This window comes from Cohnella lupini (assembly GCF_003386205.1).
Taxonomy (GTDB): Bacteria; Bacillota; Bacilli; order Paenibacillales; family Paenibacillaceae; genus Cohnella; species Cohnella lupini.
On record NZ_QRDY01000021.1, the window covers coordinates 53,636 to 74,494 of the forward strand.

General features: G+C 50.9%; 20 protein-coding genes. 19 read left to right on the top strand and 1 reads right to left on the bottom strand.

Annotated elements, in window-relative coordinates:
* Nucleotide 1: 1 nt before the first annotated feature.
* From DFP95_RS23695 to ppnP, 5 genes are all read left to right on the top strand, one after another.
* Nucleotides 2–250: a LexA family transcriptional regulator gene (locus tag DFP95_RS23695; RefSeq protein WP_115995173.1), complete on the top strand. Its 249-nt coding sequence runs from the start codon at nucleotides 2–4 to the stop codon at nucleotides 248–250.
* Between the two features lie 273 nt (nucleotides 251–523).
* Nucleotides 524–1,654 (top strand): deoxyribonuclease IV, encoded by a 1,131-nt coding sequence (locus DFP95_RS23700; protein WP_115995174.1) that lies wholly within the window; start codon nucleotides 524–526, stop codon nucleotides 1,652–1,654.
* Nucleotides 1,655–1,707: 53 nt separating this feature from the next.
* The gene (gene purU / locus DFP95_RS23705; RefSeq protein ID WP_115995175.1) at nucleotides 1,708–2,607 is read left to right on the top strand and encodes a formyltetrahydrofolate deformylase; all 900 of its coding nucleotides are present in this window, start codon (nucleotides 1,708–1,710) and stop codon (nucleotides 2,605–2,607) included.
* A gap of 236 nt (nucleotides 2,608–2,843) precedes the next feature.
* The gene (tkt, locus tag DFP95_RS23710) at nucleotides 2,844–4,856 is read left to right on the top strand and encodes a transketolase (RefSeq protein WP_115995176.1); all 2,013 of its coding nucleotides are present in this window, start codon (nucleotides 2,844–2,846) and stop codon (nucleotides 4,854–4,856) included.
* Nucleotides 4,857–4,888: 32 nt separating this feature from the next.
* On the top strand, nucleotides 4,889–5,203 hold the full coding sequence (gene ppnP, locus DFP95_RS23715) for a pyrimidine/purine nucleoside phosphorylase (protein WP_115995177.1): 315 nt from the start codon (nucleotides 4,889–4,891) through the stop codon (nucleotides 5,201–5,203).
* 93 nt (nucleotides 5,204–5,296) lie between these two features.
* On the opposite strand, the gene DFP95_RS23720 is transcribed toward ppnP, so the two are convergent.
* Nucleotides 5,297–6,553 carry an NAD(P)-binding domain-containing protein gene (locus tag DFP95_RS23720; RefSeq protein ID WP_115995178.1) on the bottom strand — a complete coding sequence of 419 codons (1,257 nt, stop codon included), beginning with the start codon at nucleotides 6,551–6,553 and terminating at the stop codon, nucleotides 5,297–5,299.
* 253 nt (nucleotides 6,554–6,806) lie between these two features.
* On the opposite strand from DFP95_RS23720, the gene DFP95_RS23725 reads away from it, so the two are divergent.
* The 14 genes from DFP95_RS23725 to DFP95_RS23790 all read left to right on the top strand — a co-directional run bounded on the left by DFP95_RS23725 (nucleotide 6,807) and on the right by DFP95_RS23790 (nucleotide 20,852).
* Nucleotides 6,807–8,156 (top strand): glucose-6-phosphate isomerase, encoded by a 1,350-nt coding sequence (locus DFP95_RS23725; protein WP_115995179.1) that lies wholly within the window; start codon nucleotides 6,807–6,809, stop codon nucleotides 8,154–8,156.
* 154 nt (nucleotides 8,157–8,310) lie between these two features.
* Nucleotides 8,311–9,096 (top strand): tyrosine-protein phosphatase, encoded by a 786-nt coding sequence (locus DFP95_RS23730; RefSeq protein WP_115995180.1) that lies wholly within the window; start codon nucleotides 8,311–8,313, stop codon nucleotides 9,094–9,096.
* A gap of 667 nt (nucleotides 9,097–9,763) precedes the next feature.
* Nucleotides 9,764–10,069 carry a hypothetical protein gene (locus DFP95_RS23735; RefSeq protein ID WP_115995181.1) on the top strand — a complete coding sequence of 102 codons (306 nt, stop codon included), beginning with the start codon at nucleotides 9,764–9,766 and terminating at the stop codon, nucleotides 10,067–10,069.
* A gap of 249 nt (nucleotides 10,070–10,318) precedes the next feature.
* Entirely contained in the window at nucleotides 10,319–11,074 is a 756-nt protein-coding gene (locus tag DFP95_RS23740) for a YveK family protein (protein ID WP_115995182.1), read from the top strand.
* On the top strand, nucleotides 11,055–11,747 hold the full coding sequence (locus tag DFP95_RS23745; RefSeq protein ID WP_115995183.1) for a CpsD/CapB family tyrosine-protein kinase: 693 nt from the start codon (nucleotides 11,055–11,057) through the stop codon (nucleotides 11,745–11,747). The genes DFP95_RS23740 and DFP95_RS23745 overlap by 20 nt, the downstream gene beginning before the upstream one ends.
* A 197-nt stretch (nucleotides 11,748–11,944) precedes the next feature.
* Nucleotides 11,945–12,853: a UTP--glucose-1-phosphate uridylyltransferase GalU gene (gene galU / locus DFP95_RS23750; protein ID WP_181907583.1), complete on the top strand. Its 909-nt coding sequence runs from the start codon at nucleotides 11,945–11,947 to the stop codon at nucleotides 12,851–12,853.
* The gene (locus DFP95_RS23755; protein WP_115995184.1) at nucleotides 12,853–13,548 is read left to right on the top strand and encodes a sugar transferase; all 696 of its coding nucleotides are present in this window, start codon (nucleotides 12,853–12,855) and stop codon (nucleotides 13,546–13,548) included. Before galU ends, DFP95_RS23755 begins: the two co-directional genes overlap by 1 nt.
* A gap of 29 nt (nucleotides 13,549–13,577) precedes the next feature.
* Nucleotides 13,578–14,693 carry a glycosyltransferase family 4 protein gene (locus DFP95_RS23760; protein ID WP_115995185.1) on the top strand — a complete coding sequence of 372 codons (1,116 nt, stop codon included), beginning with the start codon at nucleotides 13,578–13,580 and terminating at the stop codon, nucleotides 14,691–14,693.
* On the top strand, nucleotides 14,686–16,008 hold the full coding sequence (locus tag DFP95_RS23765; protein WP_115995186.1) for a hypothetical protein: 1,323 nt from the start codon (nucleotides 14,686–14,688) through the stop codon (nucleotides 16,006–16,008). Before DFP95_RS23760 ends, DFP95_RS23765 begins: the two co-directional genes overlap by 8 nt.
* Nucleotides 16,005–17,174, top strand: coding sequence for a glycosyltransferase family 4 protein (locus tag DFP95_RS23770; protein ID WP_115995187.1), 1,170 nt, complete (start codon nucleotides 16,005–16,007; stop codon nucleotides 17,172–17,174). The genes DFP95_RS23765 and DFP95_RS23770 overlap by 4 nt, the downstream gene beginning before the upstream one ends.
* The gene (locus DFP95_RS23775) at nucleotides 17,175–18,296 is read left to right on the top strand and encodes a glycosyltransferase (RefSeq protein WP_115995188.1); all 1,122 of its coding nucleotides are present in this window, start codon (nucleotides 17,175–17,177) and stop codon (nucleotides 18,294–18,296) included. It begins immediately after the preceding gene.
* Between the two features lie 4 nt (nucleotides 18,297–18,300).
* Nucleotides 18,301–18,873: an LbetaH domain-containing protein gene (locus DFP95_RS23780; RefSeq protein WP_115995189.1), complete on the top strand. Its 573-nt coding sequence runs from the start codon at nucleotides 18,301–18,303 to the stop codon at nucleotides 18,871–18,873.
* Nucleotides 18,874–18,918: 45 nt separating this feature from the next.
* Nucleotides 18,919–19,953, top strand: coding sequence for a glycosyltransferase (locus DFP95_RS23785; RefSeq protein ID WP_115995190.1), 1,035 nt, complete (start codon nucleotides 18,919–18,921; stop codon nucleotides 19,951–19,953).
* Complete coding sequence (locus DFP95_RS23790; RefSeq protein ID WP_245987917.1) at nucleotides 19,950–20,852, top strand: glycosyltransferase; 903 nt, start codon at nucleotides 19,950–19,952, stop codon at nucleotides 20,850–20,852. The genes DFP95_RS23785 and DFP95_RS23790 overlap by 4 nt, the downstream gene beginning before the upstream one ends.
* The last annotated feature ends 7 nt before the right edge of the window (nucleotides 20,853–20,859 follow it).

Consider the following 20,859-nt stretch of genomic DNA (forward strand, 5'->3'; position numbering starts at 1 on the left):
AATGCTTAACGATACTGCGCGAAAGTTGCTGCGAATACTAGATGCTCACGCATACGTTCCTTCGATCGCTGAGTTGGCGCGAAAAGCAGGCCGCAGGGATTGGCAGATCAAAAAGGCGTTGCAAGAGCTCGCGGACAAAGACCACATTGATTATGATCCAAGCCGGCATGATGATCTGAAAGTTTTACTTGCTTGGGAAAGAGCTCCAGACTCGCTGCAGCCGGCTATGAAGTGGTGGGAGTATGATTAAAATGTTAGCTAATGCTCAAGAGTATAAACGAGTCCGCCCACAAATTGCCCACAACGAAACAGATAATTGAACCTATTAAGAACCATCGGCGGCAACTCAATCCTTTATAATAAAAGGATTTGGGTTGCCGCCGATGGCTGTTAGTGGTTAAGTTAAATTATAGCCTATTTCTAGATTTATTTCGACGTTCGCGATACAATAAGGAGATGATTTCATTTAAAGGCCCGCGGCAATGAACGGGGGCACGGAGCGAAATGCGAGAGGAGTTATACCATGTTGAAGATTGGATCTCATGTATCTTTTTCCGACAAAGGCTTGTTGACGGCGACCAAAGAGGCGGTATCTTACGGCTCCGGTACTTTCATGATTTACACGGGGGCACCGCAGAATACCCGCAGAAAACCGATCGAGGATCTATACATCCCCCAAGGCAAAGAATTGATGGCCGCTAACGGCATCGGCGAAATCGTCGTACATGCGCCTTACATTGTAAATCTTGGCTCTTATAAGGAAGATACTTATCGCCTGGCCGTCGATTTTCTGCAGGAAGAGATTCGCAGAACGCACCAAATCGGCGTGAAGAACATCGTTCTGCATCCGGGCGCTTACACGGACAAGGATGCGGAATACGGAATCGCTAGAATCGCCGAAGGATTAAACGAAGTGCTGGAAGCGACGAAAGAGACGGACGTCAACATCGCCCTCGAGACGATGGCGGGCAAAGGTACGGAGATCGGTCGCAGCTTCGAAGAGCTGGCTCAGATTATCGAACGCGTGCATTTGAACAACCGTCTGACGGTTTGCATGGATACTTGCCACATTCACGACGCCGGTTACGACATCGTCGGCGACGTGGATGGCGTTCTGCGCAAGTTCGACGAGCTCGTCGGCCTTGATCGGATTGCGGTCGTACACGTGAACGATAGCAAAAATCCGGTAGGCGCCGGAAAGGATCGCCATGCTCCGATCGGTTCGGGATGGATCGGGTACGAAGGTATCGCCGGAGTGGTCGGTCACGAACTGCTAAAGGACAAGCCGTTCATCCTCGAGACTCCTTGGATAGGCAAAACCGAATCCTCCGAGCGCCCGATGTACGAAGCGGAGATCGCGATGCTTCGCGGAGATGCGGCCGATCGTTTCGGCGGGGAATTCCTCGAAGACGTGGAGCGGATCCACTATTTCTTCGACAAAGTAGGAATCGAACCCCGTTTATACGTCTTGAATACTTGGGAATTGATTAAATCCGACGCCAAAGCGAGAAAAGCGGATCCGAGGGAGCCGATGGAACGGCTTTACGACATGCTGATGGAGCAACGCGTGTTATCGGGAGATTATAGCGAGGAAGCGATCAACCAGCGTTTGTTAGGGTTCCTAGCGGGACGTGAATGGTTGGATAGCTTATAAGATTCAAGTCTGTAACGAATGAAAGCGTCATGAAGAGAGGAAGAGAAAGAACCATGACTCACAGTAATCAGCCTCAGGATGGAAAACGGCTTGAGGACAAAAGCATACGGGCACGCATGCTGATCTCCTGTCCGGATAAAGCGGGAATCGTAGCCGCCGTGTCGCAATTCCTGTACGAGCAAGGAGCTAACATCGTTCAATCGGATCAGTACACGATGGATCCGGAAGGCGGCATGTTCTTCATGCGGATCGAATTCGACTTGCAGGAGCTCGAGTCGAGATTGCCTTCCCTGCAAGAGGATTTCAACCGCATCTCCGATCGATTCTCAATGAGGTGGAGCATTTTCCGTGCCGCACGCCGCAAGAGAATCGCTATTTTCGTATCCAAGGAAGATCATTGCTTGGTGGAATTACTGTGGCAATGGCAAGCGGGCGACTTGGATGCCGAGATCAGCATGGTTATTAGCAACCATAACGACATGAGAGGGTTGGTCGAATCCTTCGGCATTCCTTATCATCATATTCCGGTCACGGCTGAGACTAAAGCCGAAGCCGAGCAGAAGCAAAGGGAGCTCACCTCGGGCAAAATCGATCTAATCGTACTGGCCAGGTACATGCAGATCGTGTCTCCAAAATTCATCGAGCAATACCATAATCGCATCATTAATATCCATCACTCGTTCTTGCCTGCTTTCGTTGGGGGCAAGCCCTACCAGCAAGCCTACAACCGTGGCGTTAAGCTGATCGGGGCGACGGCGCATTACGTTACGGAGGAGCTGGACGGCGGACCGATCATCGAGCAAGACGTGCAGCGGGTAAGTCATAGAGACAACGTCAACGAGTTGAAAAGGATGGGGCGGCATATCGAGAGAATCGTCCTGGCGCGCGCGGTGAAGTGGCATGTCGAGGACAGATTGCTCGTCTACCAGAATAAAACCGTCGCATTCGTTTAACGCTAACGGATAGGCTGGGAAGGGCTCTTAGAAATGAATTATTCCGCGATAATCGTCGGCAGGACAGCGCGAAATACTGCTTTTCACTTGTACGGACATGTTATGGAAATGATGAAAAGACCATGTTACAATGTATAGGTTCGGCCAGCCAAGGTCAAAAAAGGGTTATAGCTGTACGATTCGCGGCTCCAAAGTCCGAACGTACTTGTGAATAGAATCGAGGAGGGTTTTTCTTAATGACTGTAAGCACTAGCGCAATCGACCAATTATCGGTAACGACTATCCGAACGCTTTCCATCGATGCCATCGAGAAAGCCAAATCCGGCCATCCGGGCATGCCGATGGGCGCCGCGCCAATGGGGTATCAACTATTCGCCAAAACGATGAAGCATAACCCGTCCCGTCCGCAGTGGATCGATCGCGATCGCTTCGTACTCTCCGCCGGACACGGCTCCATGCTTCTATACTCCTTGCTGCATCTCAGCGGGTACAATTTGCCTTTGGAAGAGCTTAAGAACTTTCGCCAATGGGGCTCCCTGACTCCGGGACATCCGGAATTCGGACATACGGCAGGCGTCGACGCGACTACGGGACCTCTCGGTCAAGGAATCGCAATGGCAGTCGGAATGGCGATAGCCGAAACCCAACTTGCTTCTACTTACAATCGCGACGGACATAACGTTATCAATCACTATACTTACTCCATCTGCGGAGATGGCGATTTAATGGAAGGGATCTCCCATGAAGCCGCTTCGATGGCGGGCCATATGAAGCTGGGCAAGCTGGTCGTTCTGTACGATTCCAACGATATCTCCTTGGACGGCGAACTGAACCTGTCGTTCTCGGAGAGCGTTGCCAAGCGTTTCGAAGGCTATGGATGGCAATATATCCGCGTAGAGGACGGAAACGACCTGGACGCGTTGGCGAAGGCTATTGCCCAAGCGCAAACGGATGGAGAAAAACCGACGCTGATCGAAGTGAAGACGGTCATCGGATACGGCTCCCCGAACAAAGGCGGAAAAGGCGGCCATGCTGGCCCGCACGGTTCCCCTCTTGGCGCCGACGAAGCCAAATTAACGAAAAGCTTCTACCAATGGCCGCATGAGGAGTTCTATGTTCCCGACGAGGTTCGGGCTCATTTCGCCGAAATCAAACAAGCGGGAGAGCAAGCGAATGCGGCATGGGATGCTCAGTTCGCGTCTTACAAAGCGGCATATCCCGAACTTGCTGCCCAATTCGAAGGTGCTATCGCAGGAGAATTGCCGAGCGGTTGGGATACGGATTTACCTGTCTATACGACTTCCGATAAACCTCTCTCCACTCGCGTCGCTTCCGGTAACGCTTTGAACGGATTGGCGAAGAACGTTCCTTACCTGGTAGGCGGCTCCGCCGACTTGGAAAGCTCGACGATGACGCACTTGAAGGGCTTGCCTTTATTCAAGCCGGGCAGCTACGACGGTCGGAATATATACTTCGGAGTTCGCGAATTCGGAATGGCTGCGGCCATGAACGGAATCATGCTGCACGGAGGGTTGAAAGTGTACGGCGGTACGTTCTTCGTATTCACCGACTACCTGCGTCCGGCGGTTCGTCTTGCCGCGATCATGGGTCTCCCGGTCGTCTACGTCCTGACGCATGACAGCATCGCGGTCGGCGAAGACGGCCCTACGCATGAGCCTATCGAGCAATTGGCTTCCATCCGCATTATCCCGAACCTGACGGTTATCCGTCCGGCCGACGGCAACGAAACTTCCGCCGCATGGGCATATGCGTTGCAAAATAAAGACAATCCGGTCGCGTTGGTGCTAACGCGCCAAAACCTGCCGATCCTCGAAGGAACGGCGAACGCGCGCGACAGCATTTCCAAGGGCGGATATGTCGTTTCCGAAGCGGCTAACGGTCAACCTCAGGGGATTCTGATCGCTACGGGTTCGGAGGTTCAGCTAGCCGTAGCGTCCCAGAAGGCTCTTGCAGAGCAAGGCATTCACGTCCGCGTCGTCAGCTTGCCGAGCTTCGACCTGTTCGAGAAGCAAGACGCTGGCTACAGAGAGAGCGTCCTGCCTAAAGCGATCAAAGCCCGGTTGGCGATGGAGATGGCGTCTCCGTTCGGTTGGGAGCGTTACGTCGGAGATAGCGGCGCAGTTATCGGTATATCGACGTTCGGAGCATCCGCGCCGGGCGACCGCGTCATCCAGGAATACGGCTTCACGGTGGACAACGTAGTGACGCAGTTCAAGAAACTCGTATAGAACATAGCTGTTATAGGGGAGCTGGGGAAACCATGTCGCAATACAACAACGTATCCGTAGTGAAGAAAGCCAATGTTTATTTCGAAGGAAAAGTAACGAGCCGCACCGTACTATTCGAAGACGGAACGAAAGTAACCTTGGGGATCATGCTTCCGGGCGAATACGAATTCGGAACTTCGCAGAAGGAAATCATGGATATCCAAGCCGGAGAGCTTTCCGTTTTGCTACCGGGCAACGACCAATGGCTCGAGATCGCCGAGCCGACTAAATTCGAAGTGCCGGCTAACGCAAGCTTCAAGCTTAAAGTAAGAACGGTCACCGATTATATTTGCTCGTATATCGACTAACGTTTGGTTAAGCCTTCAAATCATCGATCAATAAGCCAAAAGCCTCCCGTTCGCAGATCATCCTGCGAATGGGAGGCTTTTGGCTTTACGATTTTATTGGGATTGGGAAACGATATACTCCTGTAGCTGAAGTCGCTGATATAGCGGCAGAGCGGAGAGCATGCAGCCGTATTTGAAGGTGCCGGGGCTGCGTTCGATTCTAATAATTTTTGCGGTCATCGGCGGAAGCTCGGACTCCTGAAGGAAATGAATAACGATGAACATATCCTTCTCTAGAGGGAAATCCGATTCGATTTGTATGCCGTCCTCCGATAGGTCGCGTAGGTGGCCAAGAACGGATTGGCCGCTGAAGCCGCCGTCGCCTTCCCACTGATAGATGGACATCATAAGCGGAATATCCAGCGGCAATCTGGTTGTTTTCCTTCTTTCCGCGTTTTTCTTCTCCGCTGTAGCCGGAATGACGGGCTCTCCGATCTTCTTGCCGATCCAATTCTCGTAAATATGGGCAAGCGCGGCAAGATCGGATTCGCCGTAGCCTGCGGATTGGCCGAGCTGGAACAAGCTTTTGGTGGCTTCCAGCATCGGAGTGGACACCCCGATGGAGTCCGTTAGAACGGAGGAGAGCCGAAGATCCTTCAACATGAGAGCCAAGGAAAACTGCACGCTGTAATCGCCTTCGATGATCTTCCTGCCCTTAAGATCGGCTTGTTTACTAGCCGCACCGCCGGATTGAACGACGCGAAGGAAGGAGGACGCGTCGATACCGCTCTTCGCGGCGATCGCCATGCCTTCGATGAGCCCAGCCGCGTTAATACCGACGATCGTATTATGAGCTAACTTGGCGGTAGCTCCGCTTCCGTTCTCGCCCATGTAAATAATTTCGCGACCCATCGACAGCAGAATGTCCTGATGATCGTCGATCGTTTGTTTGTCGCCGCCGGCCATGAACAGTAACGAACCATCTATAGCAGCGGGCTTGCTCCCCGTCACTGGCGCATCTATAAAATCGGAGAACCGACTCGAGACTTCCGAAGCCAACTTCAATGCAAGCGTCGGCGAGATGGTGCTGCTGTCGATAATGGTCGTACCGGGTTTAAGCTCCTTAAGAATACCGTCTTCGCCGAAGTAAACCTCTTCGATGGCTTGGTCGTTGCTGATCATCGTTATGACCACGTCAACCCGTTTCGCCACCTCAAGCGGAGAATCGACTTCGTCGGCCCCTAGCTCGATCAATTGCGCTGCTTTGCCCGGCGTTCGGTTGTATACGAGCACCGAGTAACCTTTACGTAATAAATTCGCGGCCATGGGCTCTCCCATTGTCCCTAGTCCGATAAATCCGATTGATTTCATGATTAGAGTCCTCCGATTCGAAAGTAGCATCAGCACTTATTATACCACTAGAACGATGAATTTGGACGTTAGCCGCTTACTCGGAAGTCGGATGGTCGCAACTTGCCCTAAATTTCGCAGTCCGGCGCAGTTTTAGCCACGCTGCCGCTATCTTCATCAAACCTTCATCGAACCTCGCTTGTGTACGGACTGTTTATTCAGTATTCTATAGCTAATGTGTTAGATCGATTAAGGTCTTGAAAGGGAGATGGATATGAGTAACAACATTCAATTCGATTATTCCAAAGCGCTGCAATTCGTCGGACAACACGAGATCGACAACCTGGCACCGGCCGTCAAGCTAGCGCACGAGCAATTACATAATGGCACGGGAGCAGGCTCCGACTACTTAGGCTGGATCAATCTGCCATTCGATTACGACAAACAAGAATTCGCGCGGATTCAAAGCGCGGCCAAGAAAATCCAATCGGATTCCGATGCGCTGATCGTAATCGGCATCGGCGGATCTTACCTCGGAGCTCGCGCCGCGATCGAGATGCTGCAGCATTCCTTCTATAATACGCTGTCGAAGGAACAACGCCAGGCTCCGCAAATTTTCTACGCGGGCAATAACATCAGCTCGAAGTACGTGACGCATTTGCTCCAAGCGCTCGAGGGCAAGAATTGGTCGATCAACGTGATCTCCAAGTCCGGAACGACGACGGAGCCCGCAATCGCATTCCGCATTTTCCGCGAAGCGCTCGAGAACAAGTACGGCAAAGAAGAAGCCCGCAAACGCATTTACGCCACGACGGACAAAGCGCGCGGAGCATTGAAGGTGCTTGCGACCGAAGAGGGCTATGAAACGTTCGTCATTCCGGACGACGTCGGAGGCCGCTATTCCGTGTTGACGGCGGTAGGCTTGCTCCCGATCGCGGCGGCGGGCATCGATATCGAATCGATGATGAAGGGCGCGCAGGACGCGGCGACAACGTATAACAATCCTAACCTGAGCGAGAATCAGGCTTACCAATACGCGGCCGTTCGCAACGCGTTGTACCGCAAAGGAAAAGCGGTCGAAATTCTCGTGAACTACGAGCCGGGCTTGCATTTCGTCGCGGAATGGTGGAAGCAATTGTACGGCGAGAGCGAAGGCAAGGATTACAAAGGTATTTACCCGTCCTCCGTCGATTTCTCCACGGATTTGCATTCGATGGGACAATTCGTTCAAGAAGGTAACCGGATTATTTTCGAAACGGTGCTGCAAGTCGGAGAAGTGAAGGAGCAAATCACGATCCAGAACAGCCCGGACGATCTGGACGGCTTGAATTTCCTTGCCGGCCAAACGCTCGACTTCGTGAATAAGAAAGCATTCCTGGGAACGCTTCTGGCTCATACGGACGGCAACGTGCCCAACTTGATCGTGAATCTCCCGGATATGAGTCCCTACACGTTCGGTTATATGGTCTACTTCTTCGAGATCGCTTGCGGCGTAAGCGGATATTTGCTCGGCGTTAACCCGTTCGATCAACCCGGCGTGGAAGCCTACAAGAAGAACATGTTCGCTTTGCTCGGCAAGCCGGGCTTCGAAGAGCAGAAGAAGGCGCTGGAAGCTCGCCTTTAATCCAAAACGGCTTTCATGTTAGAATAGGGTCAAGCTGCCTGAGGGCAAGCTTGACCCTTTTACTTGACTACGACAATAGCGATATCCTCTGTCCTGAAGGACGCCGTAGTCGTTTTTTTTGCTTGTATTCTTAGACCAGGGAAGTGAATCCGGCATGATAGACATCCATACGCACATTCTACCGGGATTGGATGACGGAGCGGCGAATGAGGAAGACGCGCTCCGTTTGGCCCATGCGGCCGTAGCAGAGGGAATAACGACGATCATCGCGACGCCGCACCATGCGAATGGAGTCTATACGAACATAGCGCACGAAGTAACGGAACACGTCTTTCGCGTCAACGAGAGCATTAAAGCGGCGGGAATGCCGGTGGAGATTAAGCCGGGACAAGAAATACGAGTCCATGACGACCTCATCGAAGCGTGGTTCAGGGAGGAATTGCTGACGCTGGCCGGCTCTAGATACATCCTTCTGGAGATGCCTTCATCACGCATACCGAAGAAAATGGATGAGCTTATCCACGAGCTGCAGATCATGGATCTGAAGCCGATCATCGCGCATCCCGAGCGTAACGCTGAAATCGTGAGGGATCCGGGGAAATTGACGGAGTGGGTCGAGAAGGGGATATATGCCCAAGTGACCTCCCACTCCCTGCTTGGCGGCTTCGGCAAGAACATCGAACGCACGGCTTGGACGTTATGCAGAAGCGGGCTTATTCATTTCGTTTCCTCGGATGCCCACCATCCGGAGCGGCGAGGCTTTCGATTGCGCGAAGCGTATTCCGCCGTTCGTGAGCGCATGGGAGAACAATGGGAAAACTATTTTCTCGATAATGCGGCGTGCGCAGCGGGCGATGGCATTATTGGCAGCAAGCCTGCCATCGATCCATCATCGGAAGGGGTTTGGCGGCGACTTAAATCCTACTTTTACGGCCGTTAGCCCGCATCGACTGCTTCGTGTATGAGTAAAGCCCTAGCACAGAGTAATAGAAAGGCGAATAATCCTCTCATGACGGACTAATTAATCCAATATTTGGAGCCGTTTAGACTCGCCAATAACGAGGACGAACGGTTTTTTTCGGCGGAAACACAGTGAAGCGCTTACTTTAATACAAATAATTCTCATAAAGGCGGGTAATTGGGTAGGTTTAAACTCTCGAAGATGCGCTTTCCTAGGACGCTGGTCTATAGTCCCCTATTTGTCGGAATACTTAGGCTATTTTATCCCCGTCGCTTTCAACTTATCTTTAACAATAAATAGTTAATAACCTTTAGTTTACAAGGGAAAAGGTGGATTAGGACGATTTTCCCCGGGAGGGTCTAAAGTCTGAATATTGTAGAAATTTGGTGAAGCGCTTCCAAGCGATAAAGCGTTCATCGGAAGGTTGGAATTAGCGTGTTTATCAGATGAAAACCGTTATGAAAATGAGCAGGAATGTCTAAGCGAGTCCATGTCTTTATTCCCTCATGAATTTCCACTTTCTATGTCATACTTAAGTCAAATCAAATATCGCTATCATTAAAACCTCCTAATATGAGTTGTATTCTATGTCGAGTTGTTGCAAGCTAGACTTGTCAAAGAAGAAGTCGAGGATTGGAGGAGATCTATGATGAACGTTTCGAATCGGGAGCAGAAGCAAGCCAGGCTGAGGCAATTTTTGAAAATACTATCGGAGGATCCTTCTCTAATCAATCGCGATGGAGGAAGGCTAGAGGATTCATGGTCCTTATCGGAGCTTCTTTTGTTTACCGGTTATTCGCCCCGGAACGAGCCCGTGGATGTCGCCGAGTTAGTGTCTCTGCTCTTGAAGAAGCTGGGATTGGAATGCGGCTCGGAGGATATGATGGATTACGTCATGAATGGGGGGACCGTTGACGACTTCATGAGTGTCGGCAGGCAAGAGTCGACATAATGTGAATCCAAATTTCGTTAGAACGGTTGAGGTTAGGGATAACCGCTCCCTGATAGTTCGCGAAACGAATAAATTAATACGCAAATTATTCATTAGGAGCATTTCGTGCAGATAGTCATGAAGCGCTCCTAGTGAATCAATTTTAGACTACTGGTCGCGTTTTGAATAATAAATTAACCAAATTGATTCATTATGAATATGTTTGTGCGCTCGGCGATGAGACGGCAAACGAGTATCGGAGGAGACGATTTGGAACTCAAACAATATTGGATCATCGTCAAGAGAAGACTTCTGTTGATTGCTTTAATTATTATCGTAAGCTGCCTAAGCATCGGTATCTATTCTTACTACTTCATTAAGCCCCAGTACTCCGCATCCGCGAAGCTAATCGTCAATCAGTACAAAGACAGCAGCGCGTTGCTTCCGAGCATCGACCTTGGTTCCATCAACTCTACGATTGGACTTATCAAAACCTATAAAGAAATTATCAGAACGCCGCGAATCATGAAAAAAGTCGTCGAAGAGTATCCGGAGCTGAACATGTCTTACGGGGAGTTGATCGGCAAGGTCAGCGTAAGCTCGGTGAACGAGACGCAGGTCATGTCCATCTCCGTCCGGGACGATTCTTACGAGAAAGCGGCTAAGATAGCGAATGCCGTCGCCCTCGTTTTTCAGAAAATGGTCCCTGGATTGATGAAGGTAGACAACGTGTCCGTGTTGGATTTTACCGATCCGAAGGAAAACCATGGACCTGTGGCTCCGAATCCGAAGCTGAATATTGCGGTCGCGTTCTTGCTGGCCTTGATGATGGGAGTAGGAATCGCGTTCTTGCTGGATTATTTGGATGACACGATCAAGTCCGAGGAAGATATCGAAACGTTGCTCGGGGTACCGGTGCTGACTTCGATACCGAAGTTCAGGGAAAGCGATTCGACGGATCGAGGGAACAAAGTCGCATCAACCAAGAAGCTAGGGAGGGAAAGCCATGTCTCGCTTGATTCCTAAATGGAGCCTGATAACGGAGAAGAATCCGAAATCCCCGATTTCCGAGGGGTACCGGATGCTGAGGACGAATATCGAGTATTCTTCGATTGATCAAACGATGCAAGTCATCATGGTTACCTCGTCCCAACCTAGCGAAGGAAAGAGCACGACGTGCGCGAATATGGCCGTCGCGTTCGCTCAAACTAACAAGCGGGTGCTGCTGATTGACGCGGATTTGCGAAAGCCCACGCAGCACCGGATATTCGGAACGTCCAATCGGTTCGGATTAACGACCGCCTTGTTCCAACAGAAGGATTTGCGGGACGTTACCCATCACACGAACACGGAAAATCTTTCGCTTATTCCGTCGGGGCCGACTCCGCCGAATCCTTCAGAGCTCCTTTCTTCGAAGAGGATGGCCGGACTGATGGAGACGATCAAGGGGTTGTACGACGTGATCATCATCGATACACCGCCGATCCTATTCGTTACGGATGCCCAGATCGTAGCTGCTCAAAGCGACGGCGTCGTTCTGGTCATCGACTCGGGCAAGGTAAAGAAAGACGTCGCGCTTAAATCGAAAGCTTCGATCGACCACGTGAAAGCCAGATTGATCGGAGTCGTTCTGAACAACGTCAGTCGGAAGAAGTCCGACTCCTATTACTACTATTACGGAGAGAAGAACGAAGCCTAACGAATGCTCGAACGATGACATAACGCGATTAATTTTAGGTAATGTCTCCTGCACCTCTATCACCGGAGGCACTCGGTCATGCTGTGGGTCAGCCGACCTTAGACGTAAATCGTCAAGGGTATGACGTGAGGTGGGGTTCGATGCCCTATGGTAGTTCTTGATTCATATATAAAAAAACAGGATAGGGTGAAATCATAATGGTGGACAAAGTGAGAAAAGCGATTATCCCCGCCGCGGGACTCGGTACACGGTTTTTGCCGGCAACGAAAGCGATGCCGAAAGAAATGCTTCCCATTCTTGATAAGCCGACCATTCAGTACATCGTGGAGGAAGCGATCGAATCGGGAGTGGAAGATATCATCGTCGTTACCGGTAAAGGAAAGCGGGCGATCGAGGACCACTTCGATATCGCGTTCGAGCTCGAGCACATTTTAGAGGAAAAAGGCAAATTCGAAATTTTGGAGAAGGTTCGCAAATCCTCGAACGTTAATCTTCATTACATTCGGCAGAAAGAAGCGAAAGGTCTGGGGCATGCCGTATGGTGCGCTCGCAATTTCATCGGAAACGAGCCGTTCGCGGTGCTTCTCGGCGATGACATCGTAGAGGCCGACGTTCCTTGCACGAGACAATTGATAGAGCAGTATGAGCGAACCGGAAAGTCGGTTATCGGCGTTCAGATGGTCGGAGTAGATCAAACCCATCGCTATGGGATCGTGGATCCGGGCGAGAGGGTGGACAATCTGTACCGGGTGAACAACTTCGTGGAGAAGCCGGCTAAGGGCCAGGCGCCTTCTAATCTAGCGATTATGGGACGTTACGTCCTGACTCCCGACATCTTCGAATACTTAGGTAGGCACGAACGCGGAGCCGGCGGAGAAATTCAATTGACGGACGCCATTCAGAAGCTGAACGCGGATAAAGGCGTTTACGTCTACGATTTTCAAGGAACCCGTTACGATGTGGGCGAGCAGCTCGGCTTTATCATGACGACGATCGATTTCGCCCTTCGGAGCAATGATTTAAGACACCAGCTTCTAGCCGAACTGGGAGAAATCATGGAGCGCGAGCTCGGAAAACAATTGATAGCAGGAAGGAGTGAGCGATAATGACTCCACAATACAGAGATGAAGCGGTGGTGGGTGTTGCTGATTATTACGCGAATACAGCGGCGGAACAAGCGGATAGTCGCAAGGTTTCCCTGTATTCTGTGCTCAAACGCACGGTAGATATTTTAGGCGCTTCATTCGGATTGATCGTACTTAGTCCCCTTTTCCTCATCGTCGCGATCATGATTAAGCTGGAGGATCCCAAAGGCCCCGTCTTCTTCTCCCAGATGAGAATAGGCAAGGACGAGAAGCCGTTCCGGATATACAAATTCCGTTCGATGTGCGCGGATGCGGAAGCCAAGCTGAAGGATGTTATGGACCGTAACTTTCTAAGCGGCGCCATGTTCAAGATCAAAGACGATCCTCGAATTACGAAAGTAGGCAAGTTCATTCGCAAGACTAGCATCGACGAGTTGCCCCAATTCCTCAACGTGCTCATTGGAAATATGTCGTTGGTAGGACCAAGGCCTTCTTCGAAGATGGAAGTAGATGATTACACAAGCTACGACAAGAAGCGATTATCCGCGACTCCGGGGTGCACGGGGCTGTGGCAGGTCAGCGGAAGAAACAACATCGGCTTCAAGGAAATGGTCGAGCTGGACATCTCGTATATCAAGAAGAAATCGATCTTGTTCGATATCAAGATCATGCTGAAAACGGTGGTCATTATCTTTAACTCGAGGGGCGCATCCTAAACAATCTATGAAGAAATGGAGGCGAAGTCATGTCAAAGGTTCTTCATATATCGGAGTTTACTAAGGGCGGCGTGGAAACCCATCTAAATGAAGTTTTGAAGTACCAATCGGATAATCACGATATTTATCTGATGGTATCCGAGCTGAATTCCAATCGGGAATCGTTGCAGATCAGCCCCGACAGGCTGTTCATGTATCCCTACAAGAGGAAGCCGTCTTATTTTCTCAGAGCAATGAAGTCGATTCGCAAGACGGTCAAGGAAATCAATCCGGATATCGTGCATGTCCACGGAACGTTCGCAGGCTTATTCCTGCGAACGTTGTTTTTTGCACGGAGACAGCGCCCCGCGGTCATCTATTGTTCCCACGGTTGGTCTTTTCTCATGGATACGAAGCCTTGGAAAAGAAAGCTGTTCGCTTGGGTGGAGAAGGTTATGTCGCTTCGGACGGATTATATCATCAACATTTCGAACTATGAATACGAGATGTCGATGAGCTACGGAATCCCCTCCAACAAATCGGTCGTCGTGTACAACGGAGTATCGGATGCTGCTCCAAGCTCGAAGGAGCCGTTCGCGGTAGACAAGAAGAAAATCAATTTGCTCTTCGTAGGCCGTTTCGATCGTCAGAAGGGTTTCGACCTGCTGCTGGAGGTATTCAAGGAGCATCGGTTCACCGACGTCAATCTCTATCTGGTCGGAGATACCGTATTGAAGCAACGCGAATACGAATACCCCGATAACGCGGTTATGGTCGGGTGGGTGGACAATTCGGAGATCGACCGTTACATGAAGGCTTGCGACGCCATCGTCGTTCCGTCCCGGTGGGAAGGATTCGGCATCGTAGCGATCGAGGCGCTTCGGAACAAGAAGCCCGTCATCGCAAGCAATAGAGGAGCATTGCCGGAGATCATCACGCATGGCGTGAACGGATATGTATTCGATTTCGACAACAAGGAAGAGCTGGCGGACATCGTGCGGGCGTTGGACAAAGGCATTCTGGAACAGATGGGACTAGCGGGCGAGAAAATCTTCTACGAGAAGTTCCATTCCGACAAGATGAACAAACAAATCGAGAGATTGTACGAAGCCGCCGTGAAGAAGCCGAACGACCGGTACTCCGTATCGATGCAACGATATGTCTAGGTTTCTGCCGCTCTATCTGGTTTTCTTGCTGGTGCTGACCGTCTATCAGGATTTCCCGTTGGTCAACTCGATCGGAGAAATAGGAAGATCGCCCATAATCGTACTGTTTCCTCTGTTCATTTTCTGCGAGGTCGCGATGCTGGCGAAGCACAAGAAGGTGATGCTGGCGTCCAAGCTTCAGAAGTATTTGCTCGCCTTTATCGTTTATTTGAGCTTCGTCAGCATCGTATACGTTCTCTATCAATTCATGCAAGGCAGCTATAGCTTCGGTTCGGAGAATCTGTTGGGTAAAGCGGTCAAAGTACTCATCTACTTCGTCGTGATCCTATTCTATATCCGGCATATGCAGCTCGTGTTCTCGCAAATCAAAAGCTTCAAAGTACTATACGGCTGCTTTTTCGCCGTAGTCACGCTGTTGATTCTCATCATGATCTTGGAGTTAATGAGCATTCCGAACGCGTTATCTTCCTTGCATGCCGGCAGCAATCCCTATTGGAGAGTCAGGCTGCTAACTTCGGAGAGCAGTACGACGGGCTCCATTGTCGTGGTGTACGCTTCGATTCTTATTTATTTGACCCGGTATTTGAGCGGCTTCGCCAAAGCGTTATCGATCACCTACGTGTCCGGATTCTTCTTGTTCTACCTGTTCGTAACGGGATCGAAAGGATTCCTGATCGTAAGCTTGCTCACGCTCGTCGTCACGATGGTGAAATTCCTGGATTTCAGGAAGAAGAAAAACTTCATCCTGCTGCTTGGCGTCGTATTGGCCATGTATTATTTCATCGCTTATTTCTCGGCGGGACTGGTCAGCTCGTTCAGCAACGATATCGAGAACTATACGTCTTCGTATACGCGGATGGGGACGATCATCATCTCGTTGGCAACGGTTCTGCACAATCCTTTGGGCGTCGGCACGGGAGCCTACTTGCTGTATTTCGACAAGTACGTGGACGACTCGATCAACCTGATGTCCAACTTCTACTACAGCACATTCGGCATCAGCCAGATTAATGCAGGGGAGCTCCTGCAGTATTCGGGTTCGGATGAAAATTTAGGCGTCAAATCGGGTTTTTTCCAGTGGGTGATGTTCGGCGGGATTTTCTCGGTGGCCTTCTTCTACCTGCTCGCCAAAAATCTAATCGCCAAGGTGAAATCCAGCTCTATTCTGTTTCTGGCCCTTGTCTTTATATTGCTTTCCTTTCTCTTCATCGCGCTCGAGATTAAGTACGAGGTGTGGCTGCTATTCGCTTTTATAAGCTTCTTCTTAGGTCATAACGAATTCAATCAGTCCAACAGGCAGAGGGTGGCGAAATGAAAATACTTATCGTTTGCAGCGATTTCCCCTACCCTGCCGATCACGGCGCAAGGGTCGATACTTGGGGAAGAATCAAGGTTTTGTCCGAGCTCGGATGGACGATCCACCTCGCGGTTTGCGGGAGAGAAAAGCCTTCCGAGTCGGATTTGGAAGCCGTTAAACCTTATATCGAGCAAGTCAAGCTATGCGAGCGCAGAAGCAAGCTTTCCGATTTCATGCATTCGACGCCGATGCAAGTTCATTCGAGAACCGAACTTAGGAACGTAGATATCGACGGGGATTACGATTACGTGCTGCTCGAAGGCGACTACGTCTATCCGATCTTGGACAATCCGAAGATCCGGCACGACAGCGTCATCCTTCGGGTCCATAACGACGAAGCGGTCTATTTCAGGGCGCTGGCGAGAAGCACCAAGAACGTGATCCATAAACTTTACTACCGCATGGAGAGCGACAAATTCGCCAGGCTGCAGAAGAAGATGCTGAAGAAGGTCGACAAATATTTGTTTATCTCCAGCAAGGAGTATGAATCCTTCCAACGGCGCAATCCGGCCGCCAGAAGCGTTTTTCTGCCGCCGCCGGTCAAGATGGGCAATTTTGCCTCGGGCACGTTCCAGAACAAACACGTCGTGTTCATCGGCTCGCTGTTCATGGTTAATAACCGGGAGGCGATTCAATGGTATCTGACCCATGTGCATCCGCTCATGCGGAAGGAACCGGGCTACAGGTTCATCATTGCCGGCAACAGCAGGAAGATGAGCTTAAGCTGGCTTGACCAATACGATCTGACGAACGTTATCGTCCACGATACGCCGAAAAGCTTGGACGACATTTACAAGAACGGGTATTTGTTCGTTAACCCGATGCAGAACGGCGCGGGCGTGAAGCTGAAGACGATCGAAGCGATTCAGAACGGCTTGCCGGTCATCTCCACCTCGATCGGTTACGAAGGAACGGGGCTCGTGAATAACGAGCACATTCTGATCGCGGACGAGCCGGAGGAATTTTACCGCAGCATCAAACGATTGTTCGATAATCCTCAAACGGCCAAAGAGCTGGTGGAGTCTTCGCAAAATTTCCTGCGCAAGAATTACAACCACAAAGAAGTGCTGAGCGGTTACATCCGTTCGTTAACTCCCATTTATCCAATAAAGCAGGTGCTGTAAATGGTCAACGGAAAAACGAACGTATTGTTCGTCACCCATGCGGATAAGAAAGGCGGCGCCGAGCAAAGCCTGATCCATTTGATCAACTACTTGGATACGTCGAAATACCGTATTTTCTTGCTGACTCCGGACAATGCGGCTTACTTGCCCGAGATCAGGACCGAGTACGAGCATTTTCCGCTTCGGTTGAACAGCATCAAGCAAAAATTCGGCTTCGGTTATCTGGAGACGCTGATGCGGATCAAGTCATTCGTGAAGAAGAACCGCATCGAGATTATCCATGCCAACGGCTGGAGGGCTCCCTGGTATACGGCGCCGCTTAGGTGCATGGTGAAGAGCAAGCTGATCTGGCATCACAGGGACCACACGCATTTGCGGATGTTCAATTTCGTGCTGCCCAGGTTTTTCGATCAGGTTATCTGTATTTCCCATTTCGTGGCCGGTTCTATTCGAGGTAACAACAAAACGATCATTTACAATGGCGTCGATCCGGAGCTGGTGTTAGGAACGAAGAGCCGAACGCTGATGGAGGACGATACGCTAATCATCGGTACGTTCGGGCGAATCGTGGAATGGAAGAGATACGACCTCGTCATCGAAGCCGTCAAGAAGCTGGCGGACGACAAGAGGTACAACTGGAAGCTGCTCATTGTCGGCGATGCTTCGGTCGACGGCTCGGACGGGTATTACAACGATTTGATCGACAAAGTCAAACGCTACGGCCTGGAGGAAAACGTCATTTTCTACGGATACAGCGACAAACCCCTCGAAGTCATGAAAGAGTGCGACCTGACGATTAATTTTTCGTTGAACGAGCCGTTCGGCAGAGTCATCATCGAATCGCTGTTGATGCGAACGCCGGTCATCGTATCCGACTCGGGAGGAGCGCCCGAAATCATCCGCGAGACTAGGGGAGGATTTATCGTGAAGGACGGAAACGTCGAGGAGCTGTATCGGACCATACGGAGCGTGTACGACAAGACGGTCGATCATCAAGGGATGTCGAGCCAAGGCTATGCGAGCGTCATGAACGACTTCAATATGCGGACGATCGCTAAGAAGGTAGAACAAACCTATCATTCGCTCACGGTAATGAAATTGAAATCGGAGACGGCGGGTTGATCGTATGAGCGTTCATCATAATCAATTGAGTTTCGGCAAGCTGTTGGCCGTCCTTAAGGGCGCGGCGATATTGACGTTGAAGGCCGATTCGGTCGGCAGGCTCGGCCGGATATCGGGGAAGTTAACGGTGCGGAACAAAGGCAAGTGCATCATCGGACGCAACGTTTCCTTCTATGCGAAGCAATTTCCGTCTTCTATTTCGGTAGCCAAGGGCGCCAAGCTTTGGGTGGGAGACAACGTATTTTTTAATTACGGCCTCGACATCGGCTGCACGAAGGAAATTCGGATCGGCAGCAATACGATTATCGGACCGATGGTGAATATCATCGATTCCAGCTTCCATCCCGTGGATATCGAGGACCGAGCGGAGAGCAAGGAAATTCATATTTCCGGTAACGTCTGGATCGGTAGAGGCGTCGTCATCTTGCCGGGAGTGACGATCGGACAAAATTCAGTGATCGCGGCCGGGAGCGTAGTCACCCGGGATATTCCGGCGAACGTGCTGGCCGGAGGAACGCCGGCAAAGGTCATTCGGGAAATCAAAGTACCGAATGATTGGGTCCGCAGGTACAACTGAGGACGCAGAGGATCAATGGAACAGAGGAACGAGGAGTGAGAAGCGATGAAAGTATGGATGTGGCCTAAATCTAGCGAATTGAATTTCTACAACGATTTATTGACGGATTCGCTGAGCGGAGCGGGGTTGGACATCAGGGATTTGAAGCATGGCAAGCTGCTGCTGCAGGTCGGCCAAACAAGGCCGGGGGACATCGTCCACGTTCATTGGATGCATCACGCCTACCAGAATCGCAATCCTCTGCTGTTCATCGTGAAATCCTTTCTGTTCGTCCTGACGATGGTTTACTTGAAGCTGAAGAACGTTCAGCTCGTATGGACCATTCATAACCTATATCCGCATCAAACGAAGTATCCAAGGATGGAGCGGTTCATGAGATCGCTGATTTGCCGATTCTGCAGCAAGCTTATCGTGGCGTCCGAATCCATCAAGAGAAAGGTCGTATCCGAATTCGGCGTTCCGGCCCGCAAGCTGTTCGTCGTGAAGCACGGCCATTACTTGGGCGTGTACAAGCCGTCGGGGATGAACGTAAGGGAGCGGCACGGCATCGGCGAAGACGCCGACGTTTTCTTGTTCCTGGGAGCGATCAAAGCTTATAAGGGCGTCGAGGATTTAATCGAATCCTTTAATGAGATCAAGACCAAACGCTCCTACCTGATCGTCGCGGGCAAAGCGGACGGGGAAATGGAAGCCTATCTTCGGAAGGTCGAGGATACGAGTAACATCGTCCTGGATTTGCGATTCGTGCCTAATGAAGAGGTGGCTGACCTGATCGGAGCCGTGGACGTCATGGTCATGCCTTATAAGGAGATAACGACCTCGGGCTCCGCGATCCTCGGACTTTCCTTCAAGAAGCTGATCGTTATGCCCGACAATGACTTCATCGACGAGTATTTCGCGGAGGATATGGTCGTCGGTTACGATCCAAGCGATTCGAACGGATTGACGAACGCGATGAAAACGGCTTTGAACGTGAAAAGAGAGGGGAAAGCCCTCCGTTACGAAGAGGTGTTGAAGGAACTGGAATGGAGCGCGATCGCCCAGCGAATCAAGAAGGTCTATCAAGGAGGAGTTGAATGATGAAGGTTACGGTTGCCATCTGTACCCACAATAGAGCGCGCGATACGGGCGAGGCGGTGGAGAGCGTGCTCATTCAAAGCTTCGACAAGAAAGAGATCGAGATCGTCGTCGTGGACAATCGTTCCACGGACAATACCGCGGAAGTCGTGAAAGGATTGAGTCAGCGGCACGGACCTAGGGTTCGCTACATCCACGAGAGCAAGCTCGGTTTATCCGTTGCGCGCAACCGGGCGATCAGGGAAGCGAACGGCGAATACATTCTATTCCTCGACGACGACGCGCTTGCCTCAAGCCATTGGGTACAGCATATCGTGGACGTATTCGAGCGAGATCCGGCCATCGGCTGCGTCGGAGGTCAAATCGATCCGATCTGGGAGTCTGGCGAGCCCGCGTGGATTCCTCCGGAATATCGCGCGGTATTCACGATTCTCGATTATACGCGAGGGGTGAAGGAGATGCCCGCGCCGGCGATTCCTTACGGCGCTAATGTAGCCTTTCGCAGAAGCGTCTTCGACCACATCGAGCCGTTCCGAGAGGATCTGGGCAGGGTAGGCAACAATCTGTTGTCGAGCGAAGAGAGCGAATTGATCGCGAGGCTTCGCGAAAGGTATAAGGTTTACTATTCCTCGTATGCGCTGGTCAAGCATAAGATCGCCAAAGAACGAACGACCAAGAAGTGGTTCTTGAAGCGGATATTTTGGCAAGGAGTGAGCGACGCGGTAAGGATGCAGGATAGAGGCGCCGTATCCGTCGCTAAGCATACGATTCGAATGCTGCAAGCGGTAGGAACGTCCTTATTCTCGATCTTCCATTTCAATTCCTTCATCAGGCAAATCGTTAAGATTTATTACCGCAACGGATCGCTCGTCGGGATTCTGCGATATAACGGCAGGAGTTGACGAAACG